This is a genomic window from Mycobacterium asiaticum (genome assembly GCF_001673635.1).
Taxonomy (GTDB): domain Bacteria; phylum Actinomycetota; class Actinomycetes; order Mycobacteriales; family Mycobacteriaceae; genus Mycobacterium; species Mycobacterium asiaticum_C.
On sequence record NZ_LZMH01000017.1, the window covers coordinates 1 to 11,682 of the forward strand.

At 67.7% G+C, this 11,682-nt stretch carries 14 protein-coding genes; 8 read left to right on the forward strand and 6 right to left on the reverse strand.

The features are described from left to right. Both A5645_RS04485 and A5645_RS04490 read right to left on the reverse strand, forming a co-directional pair. Positions 1–556 (reverse strand): PE family protein (locus A5645_RS04485; protein ID WP_155767843.1); only part of this gene is annotated, 556 nt, incomplete at its 3' end. Between the two features lie 132 nt (positions 557–688). Then, a complete protein-coding gene (locus A5645_RS04490; RefSeq protein WP_172830465.1) occupies positions 689–2,050 on the reverse strand; it encodes an FAD-binding oxidoreductase in 1,362 nt (453 codons plus the stop codon). Between the two features lie 134 nt (positions 2,051–2,184). Here A5645_RS04490 and A5645_RS29030 point away from each other — a divergent pair, with 134 nt between their 5' ends. Next, the gene (locus A5645_RS29030; RefSeq protein ID WP_065128596.1) at positions 2,185–5,091 is read left to right on the forward strand and encodes a helix-turn-helix transcriptional regulator; all 2,907 of its coding nucleotides are present in this window, start codon (positions 2,185–2,187) and stop codon (positions 5,089–5,091) included. 1 nt (position 5,092) lies between these two features. Here A5645_RS29030 and A5645_RS04500 read toward each other — a convergent pair whose 3' ends face one another. Beyond that, on the reverse strand, positions 5,093–5,350 hold the full coding sequence (locus tag A5645_RS04500) for a DUF4242 domain-containing protein (protein ID WP_253866847.1): 258 nt from the start codon (positions 5,348–5,350) through the stop codon (positions 5,093–5,095). Positions 5,351–5,406: 56 nt separating this feature from the next. Here A5645_RS04500 and A5645_RS27540 point away from each other — a divergent pair, with 56 nt between their 5' ends. The 5 genes from A5645_RS27540 to A5645_RS04520 all read left to right on the forward strand — a co-directional run bounded on the left by A5645_RS27540 (position 5,407) and on the right by A5645_RS04520 (position 8,689). After that, entirely contained in the window at positions 5,407–5,583 is a 177-nt protein-coding gene (locus A5645_RS27540) for a hypothetical protein (RefSeq protein WP_155767845.1), read from the forward strand. Beyond that, positions 5,580–5,861, forward strand: a complete 282-nt coding sequence (locus A5645_RS04505) for a phosphoribosyl-ATP diphosphatase (RefSeq protein ID WP_065128597.1) — start codon at positions 5,580–5,582, stop codon at positions 5,859–5,861. Before A5645_RS27540 ends, A5645_RS04505 begins: the two co-directional genes overlap by 4 nt. 2 nt (positions 5,862–5,863) lie before the next feature. Continuing rightward, complete coding sequence (gene hisG / locus A5645_RS04510; RefSeq protein WP_065036759.1) at positions 5,864–6,715, forward strand: ATP phosphoribosyltransferase; 852 nt, start codon at positions 5,864–5,866, stop codon at positions 6,713–6,715. Positions 6,716–6,821: 106 nt separating this feature from the next. Next, a complete protein-coding gene (locus A5645_RS04515) occupies positions 6,822–7,304 on the forward strand; it encodes a glycine zipper 2TM domain-containing protein (RefSeq protein WP_065036760.1) in 483 nt (160 codons plus the stop codon). Further along, entirely contained in the window at positions 7,301–8,689 is a 1,389-nt protein-coding gene (locus tag A5645_RS04520) for an FAD-containing oxidoreductase (RefSeq protein ID WP_065128598.1), read from the forward strand. Before A5645_RS04515 ends, A5645_RS04520 begins: the two co-directional genes overlap by 4 nt. On the opposite strand, the gene A5645_RS04525 is transcribed toward A5645_RS04520, so the two are convergent. Beyond that, entirely contained in the window at positions 8,686–9,468 is a 783-nt protein-coding gene (locus A5645_RS04525) for a thioesterase family protein (protein WP_065128599.1), read from the reverse strand. The two genes, A5645_RS04520 and A5645_RS04525, sit on opposite strands and share 4 nt — an antisense overlap. Next, positions 9,465–10,340, reverse strand: coding sequence for a RecB family exonuclease (locus A5645_RS04530; protein ID WP_065036762.1), 876 nt, complete (start codon positions 10,338–10,340; stop codon positions 9,465–9,467). The genes A5645_RS04525 and A5645_RS04530 overlap by 4 nt, the downstream gene beginning before the upstream one ends. Positions 10,341–10,413: 73 nt before the next feature. On the opposite strand from A5645_RS04530, the gene trmI reads away from it, so the two are divergent. Further along, positions 10,414–11,256, forward strand: coding sequence for a tRNA (adenine(58)-N(1))-methyltransferase TrmI (trmI, locus tag A5645_RS04535; protein ID WP_065036763.1), 843 nt, complete (start codon positions 10,414–10,416; stop codon positions 11,254–11,256). Here trmI and A5645_RS04540 read toward each other — a convergent pair. Then, a complete protein-coding gene (locus A5645_RS04540) occupies positions 11,253–11,546 on the reverse strand; it encodes a DUF503 domain-containing protein (RefSeq protein ID WP_065119011.1) in 294 nt (97 codons plus the stop codon). The genes trmI and A5645_RS04540 overlap by 4 nt on opposite strands. Positions 11,547–11,581: 35 nt before the next feature. Between A5645_RS04540 and A5645_RS27545 the strand changes: the two genes are divergently transcribed. Beyond that, a partial coding sequence (locus A5645_RS27545) for a DUF503 family protein (protein WP_155767846.1) occupies positions 11,582–11,682 on the forward strand: 101 nt, incomplete at its 3' end.

Below are 11,682 nucleotides of genomic sequence, written 5' to 3' on the forward strand. Positions count from 1 at the left end.
GGACCCCGCCAATGCGGAGACCCTGCGGCGCTGGTCCGGGGACTATTGGAACGCGACTCACCCGTATTCGGCCGGCCCCACCCGCGCCGCCGTCCGCGCCCGCGGTCGAGGTGCCCGAACCTCCGGCCCCGCCGTTGCCGATCAACCATCCACCGGCACCGCCGTTTTGACCCGTCCCCGGTGCCCCGTTAGCACCGTTGCCGATCAACGGGCGGCCCGTCGCCGTCACGAACGGCGAGTTGATCACGTCCAGCAGGCTCTGCAACGGCTGCGCCGCAGCGGATTCAGCCATCGCGTACGAGGCCCCGTTGCCGGTCAAGGTCTGCACGAACTGCTGGTGAAACGCCGCGGCCTGCGCGCTCAGCGTCTGGTATTGCTGGCCGTGCGCGCCGAACAGTGTCGCGATCGCGATGGAAACCTCGTCCTGTGCGGCGGCGACCAGGCCCGTCGTGTGGGCCGCTGCGGCGGCGCTGGCCGACTCGAGCGCAGTGCCAATCCCGGCTAAATCTGTTGCCGCACTTGCCATTAACTCCGGCATCGCGATGACAAAGGACATTTGGGGGCCTCTCTATGAGTCATGGCTTCATCGCCAGACCGCCGTCGATCTGGTGAACTTTGGGAAATTGATGGGTGTTATGGCCCCGAAAGGCTGTGCATTGCCTCGGGGTTGACCGGACCGGCTAGCTGATTACGCCGGGCGAATGTTCTGGTTGATGTGAAACACGTTGCGCGGGTCGTACTCCGCCTTGATCTGGCTGAGCCGGCTGTAGTTCGGTCCGTAACTGGCGCGGACGCGGTCCTGCCCCTCGTCCATCATGAAGTTCACGTAAGCGGCGCCGGCCGAATACGGGTGAGTCGCGTTCCAATAGTCCCCGGACCAGCGCCGCAGGGTCTCCGCATTGGCGGGGTCCGGGTCGACCCCCGCGATGACCTGGGAAAACGTGACGTCCCGGTGAGCGAATGCGGTGTCGGTCTGACCGACCCGATGAACCGCGCCGTCGATCGGGTACAGATGCATCGTGGAGTGCATGGTCGGCAGCTCCTCGCTGAATCGGGCATGGGCCGCCACGGCCTCGTCGGGGACGGTCCGGAAGAAGTCACCGCGCCAATACCATTGCAGCCCTTTGGGATACAGGGCATCAAAGGTGGACTGCAGCGCGGGGTAGGGGGCGGCACCGACCCCGTCCCAGGCCGGCTGCATCTGGCGCACCGGCGTGAAGGCCTCCTCGGCGCGGGCAGGATCGCCCGTGTAGCACCAGACCACCGCGCACGCCTTGTGTAGGTGGAAGGCCTCGGGGAAGGGCGGCGCGGGCGGGACGGTCATGGTTGCGAAGAACCCGTACAGGTCCTCGTCCTGCGCCGGGAGGAAATCCCGGAACCAGCCGAGAATGTCGGCGGTGGCCGAGATCGGCCACGCCGTGGGGCCGCAGATCACGCTCTGCATTGGGTGCAGGCGGAAGGTGAACGAGGTGACCACACCAAAGTTCCCGCCGCCGCCGCGCAACGCCCAGAACAGGTCGGGATGCTCGGACTCGGAGGCGGTTACCTCGCGGCCGTCGGCCAGCACGACCTCGGCCGCCAGGAGGTTGTCGATGGTCAGGCCGTGCTTGCGGGACAGGTACCCGTGGCCACCCCCCAGGGTGAGGCCGCCGACACCGGTGCTGGAGATGATGCCGCTCGGCGTCGCCAGACCGTGCGCGTGGGTCGCGGCGTCAACCGCAGCCCACGTCGCACCTCCTTGGACGCGGACGGTGCGCCGGTCGGGGTTGACCTCGATCCGGTTCATCGGCGACATGTCGATGACAACGCCGCCTTCGACCGTTCCGAAACCGGGCCCGTTGTGACCGCCTCCGCGGACGGCGACGTCGAGGTTCGACGTCCGCGCGAATTCCAGAGCGCTCGCGACGTCGGTGGCTGATCGGCACCGTGCGATCACGGCGGGCCGCTTGTCGATCATCGCGTTGTGCAGCGCTCGGGCTTCGTCGTATCCCGGGTCATCGGGAAGGATCACGTCGCCGCCCAGCCGGCCCCGCACCTCATCTGTCGCCATGTTGGTCATCATGCCTCGACGCTATGGGGCGAGATAGTGGCTCGTCATGACCACAACTAGGCATTCCGCGGGCGGACGGCGGTAGTCAGATCTGACTATCGACCAGTGAGCCGGGCCGCGACTACGTTTTGCTCATGCAATGGGTGCTGCCGCCGCTTCCGGCAGAGCTGACCGCCCGGCGCGGCGGTCCGCTGGTAGGTCGCGCGGCCGAGCTCGGGGCATTCGAACAGGCCTGGGAACGGGTAGCGGCCGGCAAGCGGCAGGCGGTGTTCGTCGGCGGTGAGCCCGGGGCCGGAAAGACGCGCCTGGCCGCCGAAGTGGCCGGAAGTCTGGCCGACCACGGGGTCGCGGTGCTCGTCGGGAGCTCGACGGCGGACGCGGACGTTCCGTATGCGCCGTTCGCCGAGGCACTGGATCGACTGCTGATCGCGAACCCGTCGGGCGCCCTGGCGGATGCGCTCGCCGACGCGGGACCACAACTACGGCGGCTGACAACCGCGGTGGATCGGCATCTGCCCGACGCCGGGTCCGCCGACGATGTAGACGAGCTACGGCGTGCCCTTTTCGACGCGGTCACGGGTTTCCTGCGCCGGCTGGCGGCCGATCGCCCGATCGCGTTGATCTTTGAGGACATGCACTGGGCGCAGGTGCCGACCCTGGCGATGCTTGAACATGTGCTCATCGGCTGCGTGGATGTGCGCATGCTGGTGGTGGCTACGTTCCGCACCACCGAACCTGACCGCTCCGAAGAACTCGCGACGCGGATGGCCGAATTGCACCGGTTCGACGGTGTTCGGCGTCTCGATCTCGGCGGCCTGGACACCGAGGCGATCGCCGAGTTCGTCGGCCAGACCCAGCACCTGCGTCCGCCCTCGGCGCGCACGGCGGCGGTGTTGCTTCGGGACAAGACCGGCGGCAACCCGTTCTTCCTGACCGAACTCTGCAATCACCTGGAGATCCGCGGCGGGCTCGCCAAGCTGAATGCGCATCAAACCGTTCCGGCTTCGATCGGGGATGTGATCGCCCGCCGGCTCGGCGGGCTGGGGGCCAGCGTCCGTAACGTGATCGAGCAGGCGGCGGTACTGGGCGAAGCGTTTGATCTGCCGGCGGTGATCGCCACCAGCGAGACCGATCTCACGGCGACGCTGGCGGCGGTCGATGCGGCCGAAGCCGTCGGGCTGGTGCGGGCGGTTCCTGGCTCTGACGGCGAGTTCGCGTTCGTGCATGCGCTGACGCGCGAGGCCGTCCTCGAAGGCATGGCGGCGTCGCGGCAGCGGATCATGCACGCTCGGGCAGCCGAAGCGCTGGAGGGTCGTGCCGATGTCTCGCTGATTCCCCGGTTGGCCAACCACTACCTGCTCGCGCACGTGCTGGGTTACCACGCCAAAGCGCTGCACTATTCGCGGAAAGCGGCTCAATTGGCCGAGCAGAGCCTTGCTTACGAGGACGCGGCGAAGTGGTTCGAGCGGGCGGCGTCGCTTCCCGAACTGAACCCCGAGGATCGGGCTCGATTGAATCTGGGTGCGGCGACAAACCACGTGCGCGCCGGCGATTTCGCCCGCGGCCGGGCCATTTACGAGCGCACTACCGCGATGGACGATCCGGTGATTCGCCTAGAGGCCGCCATCGGCTACGAGGACGCGAGTTGGCGTCCCGGGCTGGCCGACTCCAAAGCCGCCGATTTACTGGCCTCGGCGCTGGAAGTGTGCGGCTTGAGCACCGAGGACCCGCTTTATGTGCGGGCTCTCGCGAGTTTCGGGCGCGCACTGGCGTTTGCCGGTGAAGCCGCACGTGCCCGAGAAGTTGGGACTCGTGCCCTCGACCACGCGCAAGACGTAGGCGATCCAGCCGCAATCCTGCACGCGTTGCACGCCAGCCTGTGGCACGGTTTGAGCCCGGAAATGTCCGACATCCAGCTGGAGCGGACGGCCGAGGTGCTGTACGGGAGGCAGTCACTTCGTGACTACGTCGCGCTCGGCTCGGCGTCGCATTTCCGCGCTTTGGTCAGCTACGTGGTAGGCAGACCCGACGACCTGGCCGCCTCGTCCGCCGAGCTGCATCGCGCGGTGCAAGCCTGCGGGCAACCCTTCTTCGGCTTCATCAGTGCGTGCGTCAAGCAGGCGCTGACCTATTTGCGTGGCGACTTCGCCGGTGCCGAGCGGTGGGCCGACATCGCACTGCAAACCGGAAACACGTTCGGCGCAGACGGGACGGAGGGCTCCTACGGCGTTCAGATGTTTATGATTCGCCGCGAAACGGGGGACCTGAAGAGGTTCGCCGGGTTCGTGGACGGTAGCGAGACGTTCGCCGGCCGTTGGGTGCCGGGGTTGCTCGCGCTGTACACCGAGCTGGGCTGTGAGCGCGGCATGACCCGCGCGCTGAATCATCTGCTCAATCGCAACCTCGGCGACCACACCGAGCAGGCACAGTGGCCGATGGAGCTGGTATTCATGCTGGAAGCCGCCTTGGAACTGGGCAACCGGGAAGCCGTGCACGCGCTGCGCCCGCACGTCGCCCGCTATGCCGGCAAGAATTTGGCGGCCGGACAGTTTGTCGCCCTGTTCGGCAGTGCCGACCGATATCTCGCCCGGATCGCGGCATTGAACGGTGACACCGACGCCGCCGAACGTCACTTCGTTGCGGCGCTCGAGATGGATCGGCGGATGGGCGCGGCGGTACATGTCGCGGAGACATTGGCCCGCCACGCGCTCTTCGCGGCGTCCGGTGGTCGCACCGACGAGGGGCGACGCCTTGCCGAACGGGCCCGCGAGGTCGCGGCGCCGATCGGCCAAACCCGGGTTCTTGGTCTGGTGGATCCGGTGCTGACATCGGTTCCGCAGGGTCCTGATGGCCTCAGTGACCGGGAGGTCGAAGTGCTTCGGCTACTGGCCGAGGGACTGAGCAATCGCGCGATCGGGGAGCGGCTTTTCATCAGCACCAACACCGCCGCCAACCATGTGCGCAGCATCCTGATCAAGACCGGCGCGGCAAACCGTACGCAGGCCGCGATGTATGCCACCGAGCACGAACTGCTCGGGTAGTTCAGATACCGGAAAACGCGCCGTCGGACATGATGCGGTTGCTCACCTCGACGACGACGTCGGCGGGCAGACCAGCCCGCGCGGCCGCGGATTTGATGGCCTCCGGCGAGGGCGCCTCATAAAGGCAATAGGTCTTTCGCTTGTCCGCCGACAGGAACGAGTAGAGCCAGCGGACGCCCTCCTCCGCATTGATGCGATTGATCCCATCGACAGCGTCGAGGGTGGGCTCGAGGACCTCCGCGTAGTTGCGCTCGATCATGAATATCGGCACGGTGAACTCCTATTGTCGGCCGGTCGTGCGTTGAACCTACCTGGGTGCGTCGGTCTGGACCACCATTCGCGTTTGCCGAGACGGACGCCCGCGACACCCGTTTCCGCTTTGCCGCCGAGGGTGCGCTGATTGCCGGCGACACGCCGCTGCGGCCGGCATTCCGCGCACCTTCGCGGGAGGGCCTGAGCGAAACCAAAGTGACTTCGCTGACCGGCACGTGAAACAATCGCTGGCCGTGAAGACCTTCGAGGATCTGTTCGCCGAACTCGGCGAGCGCGCCCGCACGCGCCCGGCCGGCAGCGCCACCGTGGCCGCGCTAGACGCCGGGGTGCACGCGCTGGGCAAGAAGATCCTGGAAGAGGCCGGTGAGGTGTGGCTCGCCGCCGAGCACGAGCCAGACGAGGCGCTGGCCGAGGAGATCAGCCAGCTGTTGTATTGGACGCAGGTGCTGATGATCTCCCGCGGGCTGTCCCTCCACGATGTCTATCGGAAACTGTGAATATGCTGCGAGTTGCGGTGCCCAACAAGGGGGCGCTGAGTGAGCCGGCCACCGAAATCCTTTCCGAGGCCGGCTATCGCCGACGCACCGATCCCAAAGACCTGACCGTCATCGACCCCACCAACAATGTCGAGTTCTTTTTCCTTCGCCCCAAGGACATCGCCATCTATGTCGGGTCGGGAGAACTCGACTTCGGTATCACCGGACGTGACCTGGCGCTGGATTCCGATGCGCCAGTGCGGGAACGGTTGGCGCTGGGCTTCGGCTCCTCGCGGTTCCGGTACGCCGGTCCGGCCGGGCGGGATTGGACCATCGCGGATCTGGCGGGCAAACGGATCGCCACGGCATACCCGAATTTGGTGCGAAAAGACTTGGCCGCGAAAGGGATTGATGCGACCGTCATCAGGCTGGACGGAGCCGTCGAGATATCCGTACAACTCGGGGTCGCCGACGCCATCGCCGACGTGGTGGGTTCGGGTCGCACGCTGAGCCTGCACAACCTGGTGGCCTTCGGTGAGCCACTCTGCGATTCGGAAGCGGTGCTCATCGAACGGGCCGACGACGATGGCCAATCAGCGTCTGCCCGCGAGCAATTGGTGGCCCGTGTGCAGGGTGTGGTGTTCGGCCAGCAGTACCTGATGCTCGACTACGACTGCCCGCGCTCGACATTGGACCGCGCGACGTCGATAACCCCGGGTCTGGAATCCCCGACCATCGCCCCGCTCGCCGACCCGGATTGGGTTGCGGTGCGCGCGTTGGTGCCACGCCGCGACGTCAACGGGATCATGGATGAGCTCGCCGCGATCGGGGCGAAAGCGATCCTGGCTTCCGACATCAGATTCTGCCGATTCTGAACAGGTGCAGGCGGGGCGGCTGTGTTAGCGTCCGCTGGAACCCGCGACCCCGCGCGGTGTTCTCGTCAGCGCTAACGGGCCGGCGCTTGTCCCAGGAGGGATACCAGTGACACACATTCTCGTTCTCCTGTTGGCTTTATTGCTTGGTGTCGTCGCCGGGCTGCGGTCGCTGACGGCTCCCGCCGTGGTCGCCTGGGCCGTCTTCCTCAGTTGGCTGAACCTGCACGGGACTTGGGCGTCCTGGGTCGGCAATCTGGTCACGGTCGTCATCCTGACCGTGCTGGCCATCGGCGAACTGGTCAACGACAAACTTCCCAAGACCCCGCCGCGCACCGCGCCGCCGGTGTTTGCGGTGCGACTGATCATGGGTGGGTTCGCCGGTGCGGCGCTCGGCACCGCTTGGGGTTACAAGTGGGGCTCACTGGGCGCCGGAGTCGTCGGTGCCGTACTGGGCACCCTCGGCGGCTTCCAGGCCCGCCGCGCGCTGGTCGCCAAGAACGGCGGCAAAGACCTGCCGATCGCGCTGCTCGAGGATTCGGTCGCGGTGCTGGGCGGCTTCGCGATCGTCGCCGCGGCGGCCGCTCTGTGACCGAAGGGTCCTCGGAGGCCCAGACCTTCGACGCGATCGTCGTGGGTGCCGGTCAGGCCGGACCGCCCCTGGCGGGCCGGCTCACCGCCGCCGGACAGCGGGTTGCCGTCATCGAACGCCAACACGTCGGCGGCACCTGCGTCAACTACGGATGCATCCCCACCAAGACCCTGGTGGCCAGCGCCCACGCGGCACACCTGGCGCGGCGCAGCGCCGAGTACGGCGTGGGGACCGGTCCGGTCAGTGTCGACATGGCCAAGGTCAAGGCCCGCAAAGACGACATCATGCTCAAGGACCGCAACGGCGTTCAGTCCTGGCTGGACGGCATGGACAACTGCACCGTCTTTCGCGGGCACGCCCGCTTTACCGATCCGCACACCATCCGGGTCGGCGACGACCTGCTGCGCGCCGACCGGATCTTCCTCAATGTCGGTGGTCGGGCGGTGGTGCCCGACATTCCCGGACTCTCCGAGGTCGAGTACCTCACCAACGTGTCCGTGCTGGAACTGGACACGGTGCCCCAGCATCTGGTCATCGTCGGCGGCAGCTACATCGCGCTCGAATTCGCACAGATGTACCGCCGGTTCGGCGCCCGGGTCACCGTGGTGGAACGCGGCCCGCGCCTGGCTTCCCGCGAGGACGAGGACGTTTCGACCACCATCCGGGAAATCCTGGAGGCCGAGGGCATTGACGTCATCACCGGTGCGGACGACGTTCGAGTTGTCAAGCGCGACAGCGGTTTCGAGTTGACCCCCAGCGCCGGTGCCGCGCCGATAGCGGGCAGTCACCTGCTGCTGGCGGTGGGCCGCCAACCCAACACCGACGATTTGGGGCTGGAGGCGGCAGGTGTGCGGACCGACGCCCGCGGCTACATCGTCGTCGACGATCAACTCCGCACCAACGTCGAGCACATCTGGGCAATGGGCGACTGCAACGGCAAGGGCGCATTCACCCACACCTCTTACAACGACTTCGAGATCGTGGCGGCCAACCTCCTCGATGACGACCCTCGCCGGGTCAGCGACCGCATCACCACCTATGCGCTCTATATCGACCCGCCGTTGGGGCGGGCCGGCCTGACCGTGGACCAGGTCCGCAAGTCGGGCCGCAAGGCGCTGGTCGGCAAGCGGCCGATGACCCGGGTCGGCCGGGCGGTGGAAAAGGGTGAGACGCAAGGGTTTATGAAGGTCGTGGTGGACGCCGAGACCGACGAGATCCTCGGTGCGGCGGTCTTCGGGGTGGGCGGTGACGAAGCGATCCACTGCATCCTCGACGTGATGTCGGCCAAGGCCCCCTACACCACGCTGTCGCGCACGATGCACATCCACCCGACGGTCAGCGAGCTGATTCCCACTGTCCTGCAGGAGATGTCGCCGCTCGACTAGCCGTCCCGGCGCCGCACCAAAAGGGTCTGTGCCGACGTCCCGACGAAGCCGGTCCGGTCGAAGATCTCACCCGTGGTGACTCCCACGCCGTCGGGTCCGATGGACGCGCGGGCGCGCAGCGCGAAGTCGTCGCCCGTCGGGAGCCGATGCAGGTGCACCACCGTGTCGGTGTTCATGAACAGATACTTCCGAGGGTCCAAGGTGGCACCGACGCCGTTGGCGCAATCGACCACGGCGGCCAATCGTTGCAGCGCCGTCGTCGGTTCCGCGTCGACGATGTGCGCGGTGGGACGCATCCACGACACCCCGGCGGGTGCTCCTTCGACGGTCTGTGGGCGCCAGTCCAGGGCATCGAAGTAGCCGTGCGCATCCAAAAACGCCGGCGGGCGCGGCTGGGCCGGCCCCTCCACCAGCGGCGGATAGCGGTCGGATGCCGCGTCGGCGGTATCGGCGACCGCCAGCAGCCATGCGGTCACCCTGGCCACCGGACGGTCGGCGGCCAGCTCCGCGACCATCATGGAAACCCGCGAACCCGGACGCTCCACCCACGCCCGCGCCCGCACCGGAGCGACTGGGACCGCGCCCAGCAAATCGAGGCTGAGCCGTCCCACCCGCAGGCCGGAACCGTCGGCCAGCTCCTCGATCAGCTTGGTCAGCAGCGCCAGCGGCGGCGAGCCGTGCTGGATCTCCCGGCCCCAATTGCTGCGGGTGTAGTCAGTGCTTTCGAACGATTGATACTCACCCACACCGGGCAGGCGACGGTAGAAACAGCCGGTCATGCCGCCGGTTCGGTCGGCTGTGACTCCGCGGTGCTGGGTGAATATTCGGGCCACCCCGGGTACGGCGGCGGGGTCCCGCCGAACGCTGGACACAGCGCCTGATGGGAGCACCAGTCGCACAGCCGGGACGGGCTGGGCCGGAAGTCGCCGCTCTGGCCGGCGGACTGGATCGCGCGCCAGATGGCCATCAAAGTCTTTTCGAACCGCAGCAGCTCGTCGTGATCCGGCGAATAGTCCAGCAGCTGCCCGTCGGCCAGATAGATCAGCCGCAGCCGGGTCGGCAGTACCCCGCGGGACCGCAGCAGCGCCACCGCGTAGAACTTCATCTGGAACATGGCCTTGAACTCGGCCAGGGTGCGTGCCGCCGGCGGGGCCTTGCCCGTCTTGTAGTCAACCACGCGCAACTCACCGGTGGCGGCGACGTCGATGCGGTCGATGTAGCCACGCAGCAGCGTTCCGTCGGCCAGTTCCACCTCCACCCGCTGTTCACAACACTGCGGGTCGAACCTGGTCGGGTCCTCGAGCCGGTAGTAGCCGGCCAGCAGGGCACGCGCCTCGTCCAGCAGTTGGGCCCGCTGCTCCGGGGCCAGCTCACCGGCCATCTCGGGGTCGCGGGCGAGCACCTGATCCCAGGCGGGGTCGATCAGCGAACGCGCGGTGTCCGGGCCGCGCTGGACGGCCGGCAACTCGTAGAGCCGCTCGAGCGCGACATGCACCACCGATCCCCGCAGCTGGGCGGGGGAGGGCGCCTCGGGCAACCGGTCGATCGCCCGGAACCGGTACAGCAGCGGGCACTGCTTGAAATCCGCGGCCCGCGAGGGTGAGAGCGCCGGTCTGGCGGTGGACACCTCCGGCTTTGCTGCGGCCGTCATAATCGCAGCCTAGGACCGGGTACCGACAACCCCAAGCACCAGCGTCAGCGAGTCGGCTGGCACGCTGTACGCCGTGTCAGCAACGGGTCCGTTCAGCGTCGGCGAGCGCGTTCAGCTGACTGACGCCAAGGGGCGGCACTACACGATCACCCTGACGCCGGGCGCCGAGTTCCACACCCACCGCGGCCGGATCGCCCACGACACGATCATCGGGCTGGAACAGGGCAGCGTCGTCAAGTCCAGCAACGGCGCCCTGTTCCTGGTGCTGCGGCCGCTGCTCGTCGACTACGTGATGTCGATGCCGCGCGGGCCGCAGGTGATCTACCCCAAGGACGCCGCCCAGATCGTGCACGAAGGCGACATCTTTCCCGGCGCCCGCGTCCTGGAAGCCGGCGCCGGTTCCGGTGCGCTGACGCTGTCGCTGCTGCGGGCGGTCGGCCCCGAGGGGTCGGTGCTGTCCTACGAGGCACGGGCCGACCACGCCGAACACGCCCGGCGCAACGTCAACACGTTCTACGGCGCGGCGCCGGCCAACTGGCGACTCATCATCAGCGACCTCGCCGAGTCCGACCTGCCCGACGGCTCGTTCGACCGGGCGGTGCTGGACATGCTGGCCCCGTGGGAGGTCTTGGACGCGGTCTCGCGGCTGGTGGTCGCCGGTGGCGTGCTGCTGATCTACGTCGCGACCGTTACGCAGCTGTCCAAAGTGGTGGAGGCGGTGCGGGCCCAGCAGTGCTGGACTGAGCCGCGGTCGTGGGAGACGCTGCAGCGGGGCTGGAACGTGGTCGGACTGGCCGTGCGGCCGCAGCATTCCATGCGGGGGCACACGGCGTTCCTGGTTGCCGCCCGCCGGCTCGCACCGGGTGCGGTGGCCCCGGCTCCGCTGGGCCGCAAGCGTGAGGGGCGCGACGGCTAATCGTCGCTTTTGTTCAGTCCGCGCCGCACCGACAACAGCTCGAACTCTGGGTGCGCGGCCACCAGCCGTTCGGCCGCATCCAGCACGTCCACCGCATGTCGGCGATCGGCCGACACCAGGGCCACGCCGATGCCTGCCCGGCGGTGCAGGTCCTGGGAGCCGGTCTCGGCGGCCGACAGGCTGAACTTGCGCTGCAGTTCCGCGACGACCGGTCGGATGACCGACCGCTTCTGTTTGAGTGACCGCACGTCGCCCAGCAGGACGTCGAACTCGAGCCAGCCGATCCACATGCCTTCAGGACCCCGGCGACGAGGTCGGGGCGGGGCTGGGCGCGGGGCTGGGCTCTGGGCTGGGCGACGTGCGGTCACTCAAACAGAAGCGGTCGGTCATCCGACCGGTCGTCGCGGAACTGCAGCACACGCTGGC